This window comes from Cytobacillus firmus DS1 (assembly GCF_000565285.1).
In the GTDB taxonomy this organism is placed as follows: domain Bacteria; phylum Bacillota; class Bacilli; order Bacillales; family Cytobacillaceae; genus Cytobacillus; species Cytobacillus firmus_A.
Genome location: NZ_APVL01000001.1, coordinates 1 through 18,294 on the forward strand (window position 1 = coordinate 1; position 18,294 = coordinate 18,294).

Below are 18,294 nucleotides of genomic sequence, written 5' to 3' on the forward strand. Positions count from 1 at the left end.
AGTGCCTTTGGCTAAGGAATATATTGGGAAGGTCGAATCGAAAAGCCGGGTCGGGATTAAGCGGAAGACTTGTATATGCTGAGAGGATCTAAGAAGGCAGGCATGGTAATTCCATGCCTGTGAAACCATCAATAATAATACATGTGATGAGGGAAATATCGCTGGGTGTATTGATATTGCTGGTTTGGTTCAGGGCTATGAGCATTTCTGCTGCAGTCTTTTGCCGGGCCGATAAAGGTTGAAGGCTGGACAGGTGCTACGGTCTTATTCCATTGCTTTTCATCCATACAATAAGTGTGCGCCATTATATTTGAAGGCGTTAATTTGAGAATGTCAGATCCCAGGATTACTTCCGGAACAGGAGCATTAAAGATGGCCAGCAGATGAGTGCTGTCGGTATTAGCTACCTCATAATGCCACCAGCCCTGAGGGACATTGGCTACTTGCCCAGGTGTAATGTAATAGTTCTGAATTTGTTTTGTAAATGGATTAAGCAATGAAACCGTTGCAGCTCCGGAAATGCAATAAACCAATTCAGCAGCGTTTTGGTGATAATGAGGTTCTATTACATTATTTTTGCTTAGATAGATGTCAAGAAGCGAGACATCTTCCAGCGTGTTTAATTGCTGAATGCCCAACACATTTATAAAGTTTCGGTTATCTTTTTTCATCAGATTACTTTTATTCACATCAAAAAAGTAATTGAAAGACGGAGAGGTGTAATCCAAATATTTTACCATTGCTGCTCAGTCCTTTTGGGAAAATGAATGTCTCAGATAAAGTATGCATATGCCCAAAATCAGTGCATGTACCTGAATAACGAGTTTGTTTTTGAAAAAGAAGGAGAGCAATAAATGAAGAAAAAAGGCAGTAAGGTTCGCAGCTGTTATGAAATAGTCAATAAATTCAATGATTCTATAGGCAAACTTTGTTATTTGTTTGCCTGCCCTGTGTGTACCCTCCATCATTCCGCAATTAACCTGCATTATTTCCTATATGATCCATCTTGATGAAAAGAATCCGATCTTCTTTTACGTCTCAAGTCCTATTTGAAAATAAAGCTGAGGCTCATTATAGACCTTTCCAAATACAGGTAAGGTGAAATCAAGAACATTTGTAGAGGGAGAGGTTATATGGCATTCTCGCAGTCCAGTTTATTAAAGATATTATTGGTTCTTTACTTGTTCACTTCATTTAGTTTTTTGCCTGAAACTTCGGCTTCAGCTGAAGAAGGCATCGAAGCAAAAATTGAGAAGGCAATTAAGGATTACCTGGTAGAATATCAAGTTCCAGGGGCTTCAGTTGCCATCGTCCATAATAATGAACTATTTTTTTCTGAATCATGGGGAGTTACTGGAGAATCAGAGGAGGAGGTTACAGAACAAACTCCTTTTACGATTGGCTCCATAAGCAAATCATTAACGGGAATGGCCATTATGAAATTAGCTGATAATGGAACCATCCGCCTGGAAGCCAGCATTCAAGAATATCTTCCCTGGTTTAAACTGAACAATGGGAAAGCTGCCGAAATCACAGTGGAGCAATTGCTCGCGCAGACAAGCAGGTTCAGCACCTATGACGGGCTTGCACTATCTGATAAAGAGTTAACAGGCAGGAATGCTATTAAGAATCAAGTCAAGAAATTGTCAGAAGTTGAACTGACTGCTGCACCTGGTGGGAAACATCAATACAGTAATGCTAATTTCTTAATCCTGGGTGCGATGCTTGAAGAACTAACAGGAATGTCTTATGCAGAGTATATGGAACAGCAGATTTTTCAGCCTTTAGGGATGAAAAATGCTGCAGCCAATAAGGAGAGATCTTATAAAAATGGATACCTCAGCGGTTATCAATCCTGGTTTGGGATGCCGGTGAAAAGTTCTGTAGCTTATGATGATGCCGGGGCACCTTACGGATACATTACAGCCAGTTCTGCAGATATGGTTCAATTTGTAAAATTATTGAGCGGGAAAGGGCCGGATCATTTTATCAGTGATAAAACTTTGGATTTATTTAAGACGCCGCAGGTTCAAACAGGAGAAGACCGATATTATGGTTTAGGAATCCGCATATCAGGCCCGGATACTCCCAAAGAAATGATCTGGCATTCTGGTTCTACCCCTGATTCGCATGCAGAAGTCTTTTATATTCCGGAAACCGGCTGGGGCGGTGTGATTCTGACAAATAAAAATCATATTTTAGAGGAAGATGGGCTTTACTATCTGAAGGATCATATTATTAGTCTATTAAATGGCGAGGAGCCTGAAAAAGTACCTAATCATAGTTTGACCATACAATACATTACGCTGGGATGTGTATTGCTGCTGTTAATTCTTGCAATCTATTTATGGAAAAGATTCAAAACCCGGAAGTTTTTAAAAAAGGGAATGGGACTTTTCTTAGGGATGCTTTTTATTGGTCTGTCGGCAGCACTAGTCCCTCTTTTCACATATAGCACATCTTCTCCTTGGCATTCCATCACTGTCTTTGCGCCAGATATTGCCCTTTTAACGATTTTGGCAGTAATTATGCTGGCCATAAATGGACTGCTGCTGATTAGATTAATTCTTAAAAAAAGAAGGTAATGAAAATGCCTGTCTAAACCAGTTAGACAGGCATTTATTATACGCTCACAGCATTTTTCCTTACTTTCCGATCTGTCATCGCTTTCCTTAATCCCAGTCCTATTAACGCTCCAATAAGATTTAGAATAAAGTCGTCAATATCTAAACTGCCTCGTCTTGTGACCAGCTGTATAATTTCCACACTAAGAATCATGACAGTCATGGTAATTGTAAATGACTTAAGGCTGCTTAGCCTTCTAAAATAATAGGGCAGAAAAATTCCCATTGGCAGAAAAGCAGCCACATTTCCGGCAAGGTTTTTTATTGGAATGATTAGATTCATGCTTCCATTGGTCATAGCCAATAGATACCCATTAATAGTTTTAAAGGGCACGAGGTTTGAGGATTGCTTCATATAGTCGATTAACGGCATGTCTGACCAGAATCCTCTCGATATAAAGAACAGTAATACAGTTAAGGCACATAAGTAAGTAAGAAAGCTAATTCCCATGATCAACCTTATTATCTTTTTCATTATTATCCCCGCTTATAATAGTCTTTGATAATGATAACATCATTTGTTCAGATTTTACTTTGAAAATATACTGCCAGGTGAAATGGGGATGTATTTTATAGAAAAACCTTATAGTCATATTTTGGAAGGCAGGGACATCTCTTATACAGAGGTGTTTATTGTGAAAAAGAAAATTATATGGTTATTCTTAGTGATAGTCCTGATTTTTACCATTTATGAAGTATTATTTAAAACCAAAACAGTTCGTTATAGTGGTCAAAATGGGGATTGGTCAGTTGAAATTAATGCTAAGCAGGCTGGTCTTGAAGGAAGTTACTCCATAAAAATCCGCTATAAAGGATCAGGTACCGTTGAGCATGCAGATTATAGAATTTTCCCGGATGATTATGAAGGGGGCTATCCGGATTTCGATAATAATGGAAATTATTATTGGACGTGCAGTGATTGTGGTTATTATGACCAGAAAGACGAACTTCTTTTTTTCATTGTATGGGATGAAAAAGGAAAAGCAGGTGAAAAGGCGGGGTTTATAGATTTAAAGAGGAGCCGTTTAGAATAGTATGCCATACCCATTTTAAGCAGGGAGCGGCATTTTCATATGGAAAGTGGATGGTTAATTTTATATCGAATTGGATGGTTATCTATTGGCTGGTTTACGGTATTATTTAGTTAAAGAAGTTTATTAATATGTAAAAGAAGAGGTGCGCAGCATGGGAATAATGCTTGGGCTGGTTCTAATTATCTTAATTTTTGCTGTGGTTTCGACTTTGCTGCTGACAGGCAAGGCTGATGAGAACTATGGAAGTTCAACAAAACGGAACACAACCAATTTAACCTTAATATATGTGGTTATAATTTTTATCGGGTTAGCTTCTCTCGGAGTTTATATTTGGCGGATTTAAATACAGATGGAGATGAAGAAAGATGACATGGGCAGTATTGGTACCTATTATTCTCGTTAGTCTGCTGAAAATCGTGCTGACCTGTATGCCGACCGGCACGGTTAATTGGCTGATCCGGAAATTTGAAACTCATTCCAGGCTTGATGAGAAAGAGGTTACAGTCACAATTGGTGATCATAGGCTGGAAGATAAGGAGAAACTCCAGATTATCAATCAGTTCAATGAAGGAATATTTATTAAGAAACATTATATCCATCCTGGGAACGAACAGCTTTTTTTACAGCCGGAGATCTGTGGAACCCCGATAGTTATCGAGTTTCTGGACAGAGATGACAAGCTGTTCATATTTAGTTATAAGGACCGTATTGATGTGGTTAAACAGCGCAGGAAAAAGGTTATCGCATACAGCCTGATTTCTGATAGCCTTCAAAACAGTTCGCTGGCAATCAAGGCGAGTTAAACTAAGAATATCAAATGAACGCTTAGATCCTTGGTGATCTAGGCTTTTTTATGTCTGCAGGAGGGATGTAATTAACTGCAGCTTACCATGCTGATCCTGCGTGTTGCCTTAATTCTGGTGACAATTGGAAATTAGCCATCTATACTAAATTTATAAAGCTGATGGAAAGGAGGAGCGCCCTTCATGAAAATCTTGCTTGACATCGATTCGCGCAACGAAGAAACCTCGGTGACAATCCATTGCAAAGAAATCACCCCGGCTATTCAGGAAATCCTCGAGTATCTTAAGAAGAATGAGACCGGCCTGATTGTAGGAAAAGATGGCGAAAATCAGCACTTAATTAAGCCTGATGAAGTCAACTATTTCCGTTCAGAAGGTGACTCAGTGACAGCTGCTACTTCAGAAGGTATTTTTAGGGTGAAAGAAAAACTATATGAACTTGAACAATCCCTCCCTTCCCACCGGTTTATCAGGATATCCAAGTCAGTCATAGCGAACCTTTACGCCATGAGTCACTTTGAGCCATCTTTTAACGGGACACTCTGTGTTCATTTTAAATCGGGGGAGAAGGAGTATGCTTCACGTCATTATGTGGGGCGGATAAAGGAAATTTTGAAAATGAACAGGAGGGAAACAAAGTGAAGACATTTTTGTTCCGAAGCATGATCGGCATTTTCTTTGGGGGATTTATTGCTGCAGCTGCAGCAATTGCCTTAGTTTCTTTTGGCAATCAATCCACATTAGACGGACAGCTATTTATAAAAAATGCATTCGGTTCCATATTCTGCGGCTGGCTGTTTACCGTCACTCCGCTTTATTTTGAAATTCGCTCCCTTCGCCTGCCTATGCAGACAGCGATGCACTTTCTGACAGTCACAATTGTCTATTTCATCTTAGGTCTTTATATTGGCTGGATTCCCCTTGGTGTAACCCACTTTTTCATATACCTGGCAATCTCGGTATTAATTTATGCGATTATGTGGGTGGGTTTTTATCTGTATTTTAAAAACGTATCAAAAAAGCTAAATGAAGATTTGGAATGCATTGAATAGAATGGAAGGAGGATCCCGATGGAAAGTGTCATTTCTGTAAAGAATTTATCTAAAAATTTTGGTGTCACCCGAGCGATAAAGAATCTTTCTTTTACCGTTTATAAAGGGGAAATCTTCGGGATTATAGGACCGAACGGAGCAGGAAAAACGACAACATTAGAAATACTTGAGGGGATTTCTGTCCCGAGCGGAGGGGATGTCGAAGTGCTTGGTCTTAATCCAAGCAAGCAGCTGCGTGAATTAAACAAAAAAATCGGCGTGCAGTTTCAAGCCACATCCATTCAGAAGAAAATGAAAGTAAAAGAAGCGCTGGATCTCTTTTCTTCCTTTTATGAAGGCCCGACGCAAAAAGATTATTTAATAGACTTGCTTGGTTTGAGAGAAAAAATGAACGTAAAATTTGATGACCTGTCCGGCGGCTGGAAACAGCGGGTAACGCTCGCCTTAGCCACCCTGCATGAACCGGAGATTCTTTTTCTTGATGAACCGAGCATGGGGCTGGATCCTTCAGCAAGGAGGGAAATGTGGTCATTAATCCGGCTGTTAAGGGATCGGGGAAGCACTATTGTCGTGACCACACACTATATGGAAGAAGCTGAGCAGCTTTGTGATCGGGTGGCAATGATCTACAGCGGCCAATTGAAGGCTCTGGACACCCCGCGTGATTTGTTAAATGAAGGAGTGGCTGACTGCCTGGCCATAAATAGCGCTGAGCTTAGCCGTGAATATTTACTCTCTCTTCCTGGTGTTGAGCGGGTGGAACATGAACAGGACGAATTCAAAGTGTACTGCGATGATCAGCAGACAACAGCTTATCACATCCTCACTCATTGCCAGGAAAAGGGGATACGTCTGACGGGCTTTAAGTTTGAGAAGGGCTCACTAGATGATTTATTTGTCCAGTACTTAGAAAAGGAGAAAATCGGATGAATGCAATTGTAAAGCTCGCGAGCCTTGAAACGAAAATGTTCTTTAGAGACCGTCTGAGCGTGTTTTGGACGTTTCTTTTCCCGGTTGTGATGATTTGGCTTTTCGGTTCCATGTTTGTCGGAGATAACATGAGCCAAAAGGCTTTTGCTGAATATTTTGTTCCTTCTTGGATTGGCGTCAATATTGTAACCACTTCCTTTTTTACATTGGGAACCGTTTTAACCAATTACCGGGAAACGGGTGTTTTAAGGAGATACCAGTCAACTCCGCTTCAGCCATGGAAAATCCTCGCCGCTCATACGTTTCAGGGAACCGTTATCTTTGCCATATCTGCTGTGCTGCTGCTTGTTTTTGGAATGATTCTGTATGATTTAACTCTGCCAACTTATATCGGAAGTACCTTGCTTTCATTGCTGATCAGCATCCTGGCTTTTTTTCCGTTTGCCTTATTCCTTACATCCTTAGCTAAAAATGCACAGTCTGCAGCAGCCATCAGTTCCTTATTCCTGAATCTGATGCTGTTCCTCTCAGGAGCGACCTTTCCGCTTGAGATGATGCCGACAGTCCTGCAATATGCGGCTAAAATCCTTCCACTTTATTATGTGATTCAATTGCTGAGGGGAACCTGGACGGAAGCGCCCATTACGGAATATGGGTTTGAAGCTGCTGTTTTGATTGGGATTGCGATTGTGTTTGTTGTACTTGCTGTTCGGTTCTTTCGATGGAGCGGGAAGTAAGCCCTAAGAGATTGGGGCTTTTTTCATTTCATGAACCTATTGAGTTTACAAATATTTGTTAATATTTATATAATTACTTAATTAATGCTATAAAGGTGGTTATGAATATGGAAATCTATCAGGCTTCAATGAAAGATTTAGAAGGAGTCTCCGCTTTATTTAATTTATACCGTGTGTTTTATGAACAAGCACCGGATGTGGAAGCAGCAGCCGAGTACATAAAAGAACGCTTGGAGAAGAAGGATTCTGTCATATATGTAGTGAAGAAGGATGGAAATTATCTTGGGTTTACTCAGCTTTACCCAACTTTTTCATCTATATCTATGAAAAGGGCCTGGATTCTGAATGACTTGTATGTGGATGCAGAGGCAAGAAAACAGGGAATAGGGGAAATGCTTATAGACAAAGCAAAAGATCTCGCTGCTCAAACAGGGGCGGTAAGTCTCAGCCTGAGTACGGCTCCTGATAATTTCTCTGCACAAAGACTCTATGAAAAAATCGGATTTACCCGGGATGAGCAATTTTACCATTATGAATTAAGTATTTAATGAAAATGAAAAAACGCCTGAAACCAGGCGTTTTTTTCATTATTCGAGATTTATCAGAGCCTCAGCAAACCGCTTAATCCCCTCTCGGATATTTTCTTCATTTTCCCTGCCAAACGTAAAACGAACGAACCCTTTCTGAGATCCCATGGTTGTTCCTGGAACATATATGACACCCTGCTTTATTGATTCTTCAAGCAGCTGATTTTCATTGTGCTCTTTTTTGATCCGGCACCAAAGATGAATTCCACCCCGCGGTATGCTGAAATCCACATGGTCTTTCAGGAAATAATCCAGACTTGAAACAATTTGATTTCTCCGCTGTTCCAATTGCCTGGTCAGAAATTTTAAATGTGACTCAAAACCTGCGGACTCAATAAAATCATTCGCAATCCATTGTGAATAGCTTCCATGGCCGAAATCGACCTGCTGCTTGGCATCTGATAACCGCTCAATTACCGATCTGGGTCCAATGATCCAGCCGATTCTAAGCCCGGAAGCGACAATTTTGGTCAGAGAGCTTATATATAAAACAATGCCGTGGCGGTCCATGGATTTGAGTGTCTTCATTTTTTCACCGGTAAAGGGTGTTAGGCTGTAAGGATCATCTTCCACCACCGGAATCCCGTATTCAGAGGACAATTCAAGGATTTTTCTGCGGCTTTCTTCAGGAAGCAATGTTCCTGTAGGGTTCTGAAAAATAGGATTTAAAAAGATCATCTTAATTCGATGCTTTTTATATAAGGCTATAATATCATCAGGATTTATTCCATCCTTGCCTGTCTTTAAATAATAAGTTTTGACTCCGGCTGATTTAAAGATTGGCAGGCTGTAGTGATAAGAGGGATCCTCGATGGCAACAGAGTCCCCCGGTTTTAAGAGGCATTGGACGACAAGGTGCAGGGCCTGCTGGGCACCGGATGTAATAAGTATGGAAGAAGGACTGGTATCGATGTCCCGGAACTCTTTTACATGATCAGCCAGTGTATTTCTCAGGATTTCATTTCCCTGCGGGTGATCATATCCCAGTGTCCCGATAAAAGAGCGATTGGAAGTAATCTCTCTTAGCGAAGCTAGAGGAAAGAGGTCCTGAGAGAGTTCCCCGCTGGCCAGGTTGATCAGTTTTGTTTCTGCCAGTTCTTTATGGATCCTTTGTGTGACGGGCAAGTTGGGCAAAAAGGAGCCTGCTTCAATATACCGGTTCCAGCTTGGAATACGTCTTTTTGCCATTCCCCAAATATCCTTGCTGACCATCGTACCGCTTCCCCGATTTCGTTTAACGATTCCGTTTGACTCCAGTTCATCATATGCAGCAACAACCGTGCTTCTATTGATATCAAACTGTTTTGCTAATCCTCTTTCTGAGGGCAGCGGTTTGTCTGGGGGGAAGGTGCCATCTGCTATTCCGTTTTCTATATACATCGCCAGCTGTTTATAAATAGGTGTTTTTGATTTTCTATCAGGTTTCCAATCCAATTGAAACATCCTTTTATAAAAAATGAGTTATGTAATATTATATCAGCTCTTAAAAAAATTATCGGCTGGAGGATTGAGTAAAAGTTCATGTTGACTTTTATAACTGTAAATATTATTATTACAGTATATCCTATAGTATAAATGAATGTAAATTAATGTTGTATTAACTGTAATTTTTATTATTACATTTTTATAAAGACAAATACAATAGAGGGAGTGTTTTAATATGGTGAATCTATTCTTATCATCAAGCTGCGGTTCCTGCCGGAAAGCACGTGCGTGGCTTGAGGAGCATCAAATTGATTATGTCGAACGGAATATTGTAACCGATCCGCTTACAGTCGATGAAATTAAATCGATTCTTCGTCTTACTGAGAATGGGACCGAGGAGATTATTTCAACTAAATCAAAAGCTTACCAGGAGCTGAACGTGAATATTGATTCAATGCCGCTGAAAGAGTTATATCAATTAATTATTGATAACCCGCAAATGCTCCGCAGACCGATTATACTGGATGAAAAAAGACTGCAGGTAGGCTTTAACGAGGATGAAATCCGCAGCTTCCTTCCTCGGAAGTTTCGTACGTTTTCATACAATGAACTGCAAAGATTGGCTAACTAGACAGCGCCAGTCTGTAAATTCTTGACAAGTCATTCTGTAACACTTAGTCTTACAGTACAGTATCAGAAATATAGGAGGCCGGCCATGAATAGCGATTTTACCCTTGCCATTCACAGTCTAACTTATCTCGCTCTGCAGCTGGATCGCATGTCAACGAGCGATGCGATTTCTGAAAGTGCAGGTGTCCATCCGGTCCGCATCCGAAAAGTCCTGAGTTTATTAAAAAAACATGGATTTATCAAATCAAAAGAGGGAACGGGCGGCGGATTTATTTTTGCCCGGGATTTAAGTGAAGTGAATCTTTGGGATATTTATAAGATTACATCTGAAGGTGCACTTCAGCCAAAGTGTCCGGATTCAAATGAAGCGTGTGTAGTGGGTGCGAATATGCAAAGAGTTCTGATCAGCATCTTTTTAGGTGCAGAGGAACATTTGGGTGAATATTTGAAGCACTATACCTTAAAAGATATTGTTGATCTCATCCATAAAGAAAAATAACTGGGAGCTTCCAGGCTTTCCGTTAGCTAAAATGTAATAAAAAATGTTACAGTTTTAAAAAACTCTTCGAAGAAGGTGAATAAAATGATGTCCAACCACAATGCCATTTTAAAAACCGGAGATTGGATTAAGGGGAAATCCCGTGAAGGGGAACTGGTCATTGGCTATATCGAGAACCTTGAAGAAGGTATCATTAAGACAAAGGTGATTTCGAGTGATAATAAAACCATTGAAGGCAAAATCATTCCGCTGCAGAGCAAACAGGTTAAGAAAATGCCGGCTGTGAAAGTGGCCAACAAGGAACAGATTCATTTTCTGATTGATCTTGCTCTTTCCACGGGAGATGAAGAATGGTTCTTTGAATTGACCTCGAAGCTGAACTCAATGAGAGAGCTAGTGAAGGATGTTAAATAAATCCGGGGAAGTGCCTGTGTCAGTCTGCTTATCAGCAGGTGGATGCAGGCACTTTGTTTTTATTTTGTAGTTATTCCCATAAAAATACCATTTGAAGAGGGATTAGAGCTTGGATTTCGAATATATTATTCCAAGTTTTAATATCGCGTATCGGCTGATTGGGGGGATAGTCTTTGATAAAAATACTTCGAATAGTTTTGTCTGTTGTTATTATTACGTTAGCACTTTATATGTTAATTTCTCATAACTTTGAGTGGATGCCCTTTAATTTGTTTTTGTTAAGCTTGTTTATGATGGTGATGGGGACGGATGAGTTTATAAAAGGCAGAATACAGTATGGGTATCTAAATTTAGCTGTTTCATTTTTTATGGTTTTTGTTACTTTTTATATTTGGTGAAAGGTCGCATGTGAGTAATCGTGCAATTTTATTAAAAGGAATGATTTTATATCAAATACAATATCAGTCAAATGCTGGCAAGAAAAATAATAGCTGCATCCATAACAGGGTCGCTGTTCGCCGCTATGTTAGGTCTGATTGCAGCGGATCCGTTTGCCGGAGAAGTTAATTCAGCTGGCGATTATTTTCAGGGAGTTATGTTGTCCATTCCCTTCTATCTTCTGTACAGCTTCCCGGTCATTTTGGTTTATGGCACAGTAACTTCCGTCATTAGTGACTGCATATCCTTATTTTTTTCGAATCATACAAACAGGAAATTGGAATTTTATATTTCATTATTACTTCACTTGCTCTTTGGGTTAATTTTGCTTGGATTAAGTTTAGCTGCATCTGTATTATTTTTTGTTACGGATATTGTTTTACGCCGTAAACAAATCGGCGGCTGGAGAAATGCTTTGATATCTTTATGTTTGCCAGTTTTCATCTGGATTCTGTTTATGGGTGGCGTGTATCTTATGGATGCCTCCATACTGAAATGGTAAGAATAGTCGATTGTTCTGATAAGTCGTTCTTCGGGTAGGGACGGCTTTTTTTATTGGATTGGGGTTACTTTCCATTTTTATTAATGATACCATTTAAAAAAGAGGTGGAAAAATGGACCTAATCCTTTTTGCTATTATTCACATTGTAATGGGGTGTGCATGGATCCATACATATGGTAAATTGCCAAAAGCAATAGCAGCATTTGCATTCGTTTCTCTAACTATGAGTTTTCTTTATTGGGGAGCAGTGATAATCAATTTTGCCAATTAGTTAAGCTGCCAGAGGGCAGCTTTTTATTTTTGACAAACAGCAGTTACAGAGGAGGATTCCATGGCGAAGAGGAATACGAAAAAGTATATAAAGAGAATTATGGTAACATTATTATTTTCCTATTTTGTATATAGCACTTTTATAAATCTCGATTACAGAAACCATATGAAGCAAAGTCAGGAACAAAATTATCAGCATTTGCGGACTATATCTGCAATTGGAGAGAATTTGGCTGAAAGGCTGGAGGACTTCACACAGATACCTATTGAGCAAGAGGATGAAAAGGGAGCCGAATTGTTTGACTCATGGCGGGTTGTCAGCAGTGAGAGCAGGAGTATTTACTCCTATTTGTCCCGTATATCCACTTTACGTATGGAGGATGGGATCGATGACTGGAATTTGCTTCAATATAGTTTGTTTCGCGTTGATATGTTTATAGATGGCATGACTATTAAGTTTCTGGGAAACCGGTCATATCGGATAAGTGATGAAGAAAAAGAAAAAATGGATGCAGTTATTACTGTGTATCGAAATGTCAGCAAAGAGGCAGAAAAGGAGTCTGTCGATATAGAAAGGCTCCTGGAATCTATACAAGAACCCATGCTGATTATAGATAATTATTATTCAGATGCCCTTGAAAAAACAGATAGGAATTAACTAATACCCCCACAAAACGTGGGGGTCATGTTCACCAAATATAAGCGCCTTCACATGTATTGGCCTTAGGCTCATAATAGCAATGCTGTTTGAATTGCCCTGAGAAAGGCTGATCGTACCATGTTGGCGGACATGCAGCGTACGGATTGAAATACCAGAGAGCAAACTTGGAAGGATGCTGTCTCCAATAATCTAAGGTTTGTTTGGCCAATCTTTTTTCTACGCTTCGTGCCCTGTTGTAAAAGACATTTCCTTTCTGTACAGCTTCAAAAGAATAATTCCCTCCCTGCACCTGGAAAATGACTTGCGGGATGGTCCTTAAGCCTTCAAAATCGAGGCAATTAGCTTTTCGCCGGTTGACGATTACATTCCCAACCATCAGCATCCCCAGTTTTCCTTCACCTTCGGCTTCTGCTCTCATCATCCTTGCCATTAAAGCCACATCGCTGTCGGTATATTGTACTCTTGGCACTTTTTATCACCTCTAAAGGAATTGTATTAAGAAATTCTGCAAACATGTTAACAGGTTCAGTTTTAAGCCGGGAAAATATTAATTGGGGGTGCAAATCGCAAAGCGTTCAGCACCCCCTTATTACTGATATTTAAACAGAAAGCTGTGGCTTAACTGTTTCGAGTTCTTTTTAAATAAGCTAACTAATTTATATGCTGCCTCCGTTTGAGTTATGCGAAAAAAGGGGTTTGGTGAAACTTTCCCTATGGAAATTCGTACCATTACATAAGGGGGGAGGTATCTTGAAAACTAAAGATGATAAAAGAGAAGTAAGTCTGAAAAATTTATTATATGGTATAGGCTTATTTATTTTCGGTGGTATGGCATTAACAAATGTGACCACACCGCTGCCATTAAAAGAAGAAACCAAAGAATTTCTTCTGTTTATTTTTGGAAGTGCATTAATCTATTACTTTTTAGTAAGCATCTACTACATAGGCGGATTTTGGAGAAAGGTTTTTTATACGGTGTTAATTCTGCTATTCTTGTTTAGTATATTTATGGTTTTTTATTTGATTACACATTCAATACCGCACTAATAATTAGAAAGGGACAAGGAGACAGGTATTCTGTTCCCGAATTTTCAACTGGAACGGGGAACCTGTCCCTCTTTCCCGCAGCAGAACTGCTGCAGCAATTGAAAGTATGCAAAGTGCCTGCTCCATTTACGGAACAGGCACTATTGTTTATCTTTGCTTAACTGGCTCCCTTATGAGCACTGGTGCAGGAATCTCCGTTGTTGTTTTTCCAGGCCTGGTTTTAAGTGCCGAAAATAAGAAACAGCCCGCAATGACAATGATGCTTCCGATGGCTTGTGTCCAGTTCATAACTTCTCCTAAAAAGATAAAAGCCAAGAGGGCAGTGAAAATTGGATTAAAGTTTAGGAACAGGCCGGAAGTGCTTGGTCCCATTTGGCTGATCCCGATGTTCCAGAGCACCATGCACAGGACTGTTGAAATCAGACCCGTATACAGAATGGATAAAAGAAAAGAAGAACTGACATCTGTAACGGTGAAATCAGCAATGCCGAATGGCAGTAGAGCAAGAAGGCCGAAAATGCCAGAGTATAAGATGGACATCATTGGAGAAACGAACGACATGGCCCATTTACTGCAGACTGAATAGATCCCCCACATGCCTACAGCTGCCATCATATAGAGATCTCCCATATTAAATTCCATTGAAAATAATAATACCAAGTTCCCTTTTGAGAGGACAAGCAAAACGCCGAATAATGAAACAACCATGGAAAAGAATTGAAGTGAATTCATTTTTTCTTTTAGAAAAAAGAAAGAGAATGCAGCAATCGAAAACATGTTCAATGTTGAAATTAACCCAACATTCGTAGCCGATGTTTTTTCAAGTGCCATGAATTGCAGAGCCTGAAACAAAGCTACGCCCGTGATGCCCATCAGAAATAATGGCAGGAAGGCATTTTTCGGAGGAATTAGCCGCTTCTCTTTCTGCCAGACAAGAGGAACGAGACAGATAATGGCGATGGTCCATCGTAAAATGGTTAAGGTTATAGGAGATGCGTGGTCCACAAGAGTTTTTCCAACAATAAAATTTCCGCCCCAAAGTAAGCTTGTTAATAAAAGGAGAAGATAATATTTCACGTCATTTAGCCCCTTTTCAGAGCCATTGTGCACAATGACATTGTTTATATGAATAATTTTAACATTTTTTAAATTAAACAAAAGATAATTTTGTATAATGATATTAATTCGGAATAATTAAAAGTATATTAGATAATAAGAATAAAAAAATCAGTTTGGGAATGTGAATTGAACAAAATTTGGAATAATTGAAAAGGGTGGATGGACAGTGGAATCGATTGTAAGTAAGGTATTGGATCACCTGGATATAAAAATTTTGGATTTGCTTCAAAAGGATGCACGGATTAGCAATCTGGAACTGTCGAAAAGGGTGAATCTGTCAGCTCCGGCTGTGCATGCGAGAATTAAGAGGCTGGAAGCGGAAGGGTATATCCAGGAGCATGTCGCTATTTTAAGCCATGAGAAGCTGGGCTTTGATTTATTATGCTTCGTATTTATGAGCACCAATATGCACCAGGCGGAAAAACTGGAATCTCTTGAAAAGACCCTGGAATCCATGAAGGAAGTTTTAGAATGTCATTGTTTAACAGGGGAGTATGATTATCTTTTGAAAGTGGCGTGCAGGGATCGCAAGGGGCTGGAGATGTTCATCAGGAAGCTGAATGAATTGGGGATTACGAAAATACAGACCAGCCTGGCCTTGAGGGAGATTAAGGATTCGACAGTGCTGCCGATACTTGAATAGTATCTGATGAAAAAACTTGAAACCTTTTCCAGAAAAAATCGTAGAATCTAGAAACAAAATTCAGGAGGGATTAGGTTGACGAAAAAGCTCGCGGAGCTCCAAACGCGTTATTATGTGCTTTTTGGCGCAGCAATTGGCTCTGTAATTGGATTAGTGGCTTATGTGAAGGATTGGATATAAACGATGGATGGGCAGCCGATTAGCTTTTCTATATGAGGGGTATTTTTGTCTGTGTTTAAAAACCGCTTAATCAGGAAAAAAGAAACATAAAAGCTGCGGGGAGGAAACAAAAATGCCATACGATAAACTAAGCGATCTGCCGGACTCTGTTAAAGACAACCTTCCGCACCACGCACAGGAAATCTTTAAGGAAGCGTTTAATTCTGCAAGTGAAGAGTATGACGAGGAAGAAACGGCCTTTAAGGTGGCCTGGAGTGCAGTGAAGAAGAAATATGAGAAGAATGATGATGATAAATGGGTTGAAAAGGAAGAGTAAATAGTTAAAAGGTGTCCCGTTTAAGGACACCTTTTTTCAATCATCATCCGCTTCATTCTCAACATATTTCTTCAAGTTCTGGTATTGCTCTTCAAACACAAATTTAGCCGTCCAGCCTAATAGTTTGGTTGTCAGCTTATAAAAGAGGCTGCTCGGAATCAGGCTTGCTTCTACAATCAGACGCGTCCCGTCATGTTCCCTTGATAAGAGATACCTTGAAATGCTTAATCCCTCTTTGGAATGGGAGTGCATAACAACTTTATAGGGAGCCTCATATTCGATCAACTCGGAATCGATTTTGATGATTTTTTTATCCAATTTCTGAACGGTGACAAACTTAGTCCCAGGCTGCGGGATTGGTTTATTTTCCTCATTGTCATAAATGTTTTCGATCAGCATGGTATTCCAGAGCTTTATTTTTTCATCGTCATCCACGTATTTAAAAACCAGATCAATGGGGGCGTGAATGACATCTTCATACCTGTAAACCGATATGTCTTCCATTTTAAAATCCTCATTTTCTATTTAATCAAAAGCATCTTACTAGTTTTTTCGGCAAAGCTTGCTGGAAATTAATAAAGGGTATTATTTTGTAAATTTTCTGAAACTAACTATGCCTTCATCCGTATATAGAAATAAGGGGTGATGGACATGACAGGAATAATTATTATGGGTTTGCTTCTTATTATTGTGATTGGTATTAGTGGTTCCAAACCAATGAAACGTACTAATAATAGCGGGAATTCCTCCTCCCATCATTATATAGGAGATTATAGCAGCAGCTCGGATAGCTGTGATAGTTTTAGCGCTGATGGCGGCGGCTGCGGAGGCGGCGGTAACTGAATCCAGGCCATATTATTAAAAAATAGAGGTGCTAAATGAAATGTTTTTGGAAACTGGCTGCCGGGTTATGGCTGGTTATGGCATTGACAGGCTGCATAGCGGAAGAATATGATTTCACTCCGCCAGCTGTAACTCTCTCAAACACTGATAGTGTACAGTCAGCAGAATTGCAGGAAGCAAATGTTGATTGGAGAGGAGAAAATAACAAGCAGATCAAGAAAGAAACAGATGATATAATATCATTTGCGAAGAAACAGAAAGCACTGTCCTATAATGCCGGGCAAAAAATAGATCTGCTGTTTGACAGTGAAGATTTTATGGTGGAAGAATTATCAGTTTCCCTATGGAAAAATGATGAGGAAATTCAATTGGACTTAAATGATCATCGTTCTTTTTCTATTCCTGAAGAAAAAGGTGAATATGTAATAGAAGTGTATCTTCGTTCTGATAGAGGAAGTGCACAATATGCAGGGAATGTGGTTATTCAGTAATTGGAATATTTTGCAAATTGGGATTAAGAGAGTTTATCTGCATAGAGTGCCCCCTAATTAAGGGGGCATTTTTGCGCCAGGCAAGTTAAAGGAAGAAGCATGAAAGGGAGAGTGTATAATGCTTAGAGTTCTGATAAGAAGACCAAAGGCAGCGGATAAGGAAGAGCTGAATCATTTCTTCAGGACAGTGATCATCGATACATTTCATAAAGAAGGTATAGGGGAGCTGCAGGAAGACATGGAAGATGAGATAGAAGCCAAGAATAGCTATCTGCATCGCGATCTGATAAGCGGCGGCAAAGAGAGATTTTTTTTAATTGCTTTAGCTGGTGATAAGATTATCGGCACTATAGAATACGGCCCGGCAAGTGAGCTTATAAACAAAAGTACAGAGGGGGCACTTAGTGATCTTTATGAAGTGGGTACAGTATTTGTTCATCCTGACTATCAGAAATCAGGCATTGGCAATCAATTGCTAAATGAAATGTATTTGACTCTAAAGAATAAAGGTGTGCAAGAGTTCTGTCTGGATTCGGGCTATAAACAATCACAAAAGATCTGGAAAAAGAAGTTTGGAGAACCGGAATATCTGTTAAAGGATTATTGGGGTACAGGGGCTCATCATATGATTTGGCGGGTCAGGGTTCATTTTATTATATAATCCGCGCCAACTCTTGAGTGCAATAATTATCTTTTGGAGGTTGCTGATCCATTAATGCCGCTATGGCCGTCAGTGCCGATGCTTCATGTTCATTTGTAACTTCCTATTCTTTTTGACTAGTGTTCTAATAGCTTTGGTTCAATTTATTCCACGATTGCAGGCAAGCTTTTAGCTGCAGAATTCATGGCTTCTCCAGCTGCTGACCAATAGTCCTCAAATCATTCCTCTTCGTTCAGCTTGAAAATTACCATCTGAATCATTCATTTTTTCAATAAATCAATACTGAAAAGACAGGAAATCATTAATAAATATTCTATTACCAAGAATCAAAGAAAAGTATACATATGCTCTAAAATGAACGTATTTTCAGCATTGGCGGGAGAATAAT

The 18,294-nt window shown here is 39.6% G+C and carries 26 protein-coding genes; 20 read left to right on the top strand and 6 right to left on the bottom strand.

Going from position 1 to position 18,294, the window contains the following annotated elements:
• Window positions 1–128 precede the first annotated feature (128 nt).
• Entirely contained in the window at window positions 129–740 is a 612-nt protein-coding gene (locus PBF_RS00005) for a cupin domain-containing protein (RefSeq protein WP_035325444.1), read from the bottom strand.
• Window positions 741–1,133: 393 nt separating this feature from the next.
• Here PBF_RS00005 and PBF_RS00015 point away from each other — a divergent pair, with 393 nt between their 5' ends.
• Complete coding sequence (locus PBF_RS00015) at window positions 1,134–2,585, top strand: serine hydrolase domain-containing protein (protein WP_035325447.1); 1,452 nt, start codon at window positions 1,134–1,136, stop codon at window positions 2,583–2,585.
• Between the two features lie 37 nt (window positions 2,586–2,622).
• Here the strand turns inward: PBF_RS00015 and PBF_RS00020 are convergent, their stop codons facing one another.
• Window positions 2,623–3,099: a VanZ family protein gene (locus tag PBF_RS00020; protein ID WP_035325449.1), complete on the bottom strand. Its 477-nt coding sequence runs from the start codon at window positions 3,097–3,099 to the stop codon at window positions 2,623–2,625.
• Window positions 3,100–3,259: 160 nt separating this feature from the next.
• On the opposite strand from PBF_RS00020, the gene PBF_RS00025 reads away from it, so the two are divergent.
• The 8 genes from PBF_RS00025 to PBF_RS00060 all read left to right on the top strand — a co-directional run bounded on the left by PBF_RS00025 (window position 3,260) and on the right by PBF_RS00060 (window position 7,728).
• Window positions 3,260–3,658: a hypothetical protein gene (locus PBF_RS00025; RefSeq protein ID WP_035326566.1), complete on the top strand. Its 399-nt coding sequence runs from the start codon at window positions 3,260–3,262 to the stop codon at window positions 3,656–3,658.
• A 151-nt stretch (window positions 3,659–3,809) separates the two neighbouring features.
• Window positions 3,810–4,001 (top strand): hypothetical protein, encoded by a 192-nt coding sequence (locus tag PBF_RS00030; protein WP_035325451.1) that lies wholly within the window; start codon window positions 3,810–3,812, stop codon window positions 3,999–4,001.
• A gap of 22 nt (window positions 4,002–4,023) precedes the next feature.
• Window positions 4,024–4,461, top strand: a complete 438-nt coding sequence (locus PBF_RS00035) for a YfmQ family protein (protein WP_035325453.1) — start codon at window positions 4,024–4,026, stop codon at window positions 4,459–4,461.
• A gap of 183 nt (window positions 4,462–4,644) precedes the next feature.
• Complete coding sequence (locus PBF_RS00040; RefSeq protein WP_035325455.1) at window positions 4,645–5,103, top strand: LytTR family DNA-binding domain-containing protein; 459 nt, start codon at window positions 4,645–4,647, stop codon at window positions 5,101–5,103.
• Complete coding sequence (locus PBF_RS00045) at window positions 5,100–5,513, top strand: DUF3021 domain-containing protein (RefSeq protein WP_035325456.1); 414 nt, start codon at window positions 5,100–5,102, stop codon at window positions 5,511–5,513. Before PBF_RS00040 ends, PBF_RS00045 begins: the two co-directional genes overlap by 4 nt.
• A gap of 18 nt (window positions 5,514–5,531) precedes the next feature.
• Window positions 5,532–6,443, top strand: coding sequence for an ABC transporter ATP-binding protein (locus tag PBF_RS00050; protein WP_035325458.1), 912 nt, complete (start codon window positions 5,532–5,534; stop codon window positions 6,441–6,443).
• Window positions 6,440–7,180, top strand: a complete 741-nt coding sequence (locus tag PBF_RS00055; RefSeq protein ID WP_035325459.1) for an ABC transporter permease — start codon at window positions 6,440–6,442, stop codon at window positions 7,178–7,180. Before PBF_RS00050 ends, PBF_RS00055 begins: the two co-directional genes overlap by 4 nt.
• Window positions 7,181–7,287: 107 nt before the next feature.
• A complete protein-coding gene (locus PBF_RS00060; RefSeq protein ID WP_035325462.1) occupies window positions 7,288–7,728 on the top strand; it encodes a GNAT family N-acetyltransferase in 441 nt (146 codons plus the stop codon).
• A 39-nt stretch (window positions 7,729–7,767) separates the two neighbouring features.
• On the opposite strand, the gene PBF_RS00065 is transcribed toward PBF_RS00060, so the two are convergent.
• Window positions 7,768–9,201 (bottom strand): PLP-dependent aminotransferase family protein, encoded by a 1,434-nt coding sequence (locus PBF_RS00065; RefSeq protein ID WP_035325464.1) that lies wholly within the window; start codon window positions 9,199–9,201, stop codon window positions 7,768–7,770.
• 226 nt (window positions 9,202–9,427) lie between these two features.
• Here PBF_RS00065 and spxA point away from each other — a divergent pair, with 226 nt between their 5' ends.
• From spxA to PBF_RS00095, 5 genes are all read left to right on the top strand, one after another.
• Window positions 9,428–9,823, top strand: coding sequence for a transcriptional regulator SpxA (spxA, locus tag PBF_RS00070; protein ID WP_009335456.1), 396 nt, complete (start codon window positions 9,428–9,430; stop codon window positions 9,821–9,823).
• 84 nt (window positions 9,824–9,907) lie between these two features.
• Entirely contained in the window at window positions 9,908–10,321 is a 414-nt protein-coding gene (locus PBF_RS00075) for an RrF2 family transcriptional regulator (protein WP_035325467.1), read from the top strand.
• Window positions 10,322–10,405: 84 nt separating this feature from the next.
• Entirely contained in the window at window positions 10,406–10,735 is a 330-nt protein-coding gene (locus PBF_RS00080) for an IDEAL domain-containing protein (RefSeq protein WP_035325469.1), read from the top strand.
• A 469-nt stretch (window positions 10,736–11,204) separates the two neighbouring features.
• Window positions 11,205–11,675, top strand: a complete 471-nt coding sequence (locus PBF_RS00090; protein WP_035325474.1) for a hypothetical protein — start codon at window positions 11,205–11,207, stop codon at window positions 11,673–11,675.
• Between the two features lie 331 nt (window positions 11,676–12,006).
• Window positions 12,007–12,603 (top strand): hypothetical protein, encoded by a 597-nt coding sequence (locus PBF_RS00095; RefSeq protein ID WP_035325476.1) that lies wholly within the window; start codon window positions 12,007–12,009, stop codon window positions 12,601–12,603.
• 31 nt (window positions 12,604–12,634) lie between these two features.
• Here PBF_RS00095 and PBF_RS00100 read toward each other — a convergent pair whose 3' ends face one another.
• A complete protein-coding gene (locus PBF_RS00100) occupies window positions 12,635–13,075 on the bottom strand; it encodes a cell wall hydrolase (RefSeq protein ID WP_035325478.1) in 441 nt (146 codons plus the stop codon).
• 281 nt (window positions 13,076–13,356) lie between these two features.
• Here PBF_RS00100 and PBF_RS00105 point away from each other — a divergent pair, with 281 nt between their 5' ends.
• Window positions 13,357–13,653: a hypothetical protein gene (locus tag PBF_RS00105; RefSeq protein ID WP_035325480.1), complete on the top strand. Its 297-nt coding sequence runs from the start codon at window positions 13,357–13,359 to the stop codon at window positions 13,651–13,653.
• 147 nt (window positions 13,654–13,800) lie between these two features.
• Here the strand turns inward: PBF_RS00105 and PBF_RS00110 are convergent, their stop codons facing one another.
• Entirely contained in the window at window positions 13,801–14,730 is a 930-nt protein-coding gene (locus tag PBF_RS00110) for a DMT family transporter (protein ID WP_035325481.1), read from the bottom strand.
• Between the two features lie 208 nt (window positions 14,731–14,938).
• On the opposite strand from PBF_RS00110, the gene PBF_RS00115 reads away from it, so the two are divergent.
• Window positions 14,939–15,415, top strand: coding sequence for an Lrp/AsnC family transcriptional regulator (locus tag PBF_RS00115; protein WP_035325484.1), 477 nt, complete (start codon window positions 14,939–14,941; stop codon window positions 15,413–15,415).
• A gap of 292 nt (window positions 15,416–15,707) precedes the next feature.
• Window positions 15,708–15,911 carry a ChaB family protein gene (locus PBF_RS00120; protein ID WP_035325486.1) on the top strand — a complete coding sequence of 68 codons (204 nt, stop codon included), beginning with the start codon at window positions 15,708–15,710 and terminating at the stop codon, window positions 15,909–15,911.
• A gap of 36 nt (window positions 15,912–15,947) precedes the next feature.
• On the opposite strand, the gene PBF_RS00125 is transcribed toward PBF_RS00120, so the two are convergent.
• Window positions 15,948–16,415, bottom strand: coding sequence for an SRPBCC domain-containing protein (locus PBF_RS00125; protein WP_035325489.1), 468 nt, complete (start codon window positions 16,413–16,415; stop codon window positions 15,948–15,950).
• A gap of 147 nt (window positions 16,416–16,562) precedes the next feature.
• Here PBF_RS00125 and PBF_RS00130 point away from each other — a divergent pair, with 147 nt between their 5' ends.
• The 3 genes from PBF_RS00130 to PBF_RS00140 all read left to right on the top strand — a co-directional run bounded on the left by PBF_RS00130 (window position 16,563) and on the right by PBF_RS00140 (window position 17,906).
• Window positions 16,563–16,754: a hypothetical protein gene (locus PBF_RS00130; RefSeq protein ID WP_035325490.1), complete on the top strand. Its 192-nt coding sequence runs from the start codon at window positions 16,563–16,565 to the stop codon at window positions 16,752–16,754.
• A gap of 35 nt (window positions 16,755–16,789) precedes the next feature.
• Window positions 16,790–17,245 carry a hypothetical protein gene (locus PBF_RS00135; RefSeq protein WP_035325491.1) on the top strand — a complete coding sequence of 152 codons (456 nt, stop codon included), beginning with the start codon at window positions 16,790–16,792 and terminating at the stop codon, window positions 17,243–17,245.
• A gap of 118 nt (window positions 17,246–17,363) precedes the next feature.
• On the top strand, window positions 17,364–17,906 hold the full coding sequence (locus PBF_RS00140) for a GNAT family N-acetyltransferase (protein WP_035325492.1): 543 nt from the start codon (window positions 17,364–17,366) through the stop codon (window positions 17,904–17,906).
• Window positions 17,907–18,294 lie beyond the last annotated feature (388 nt).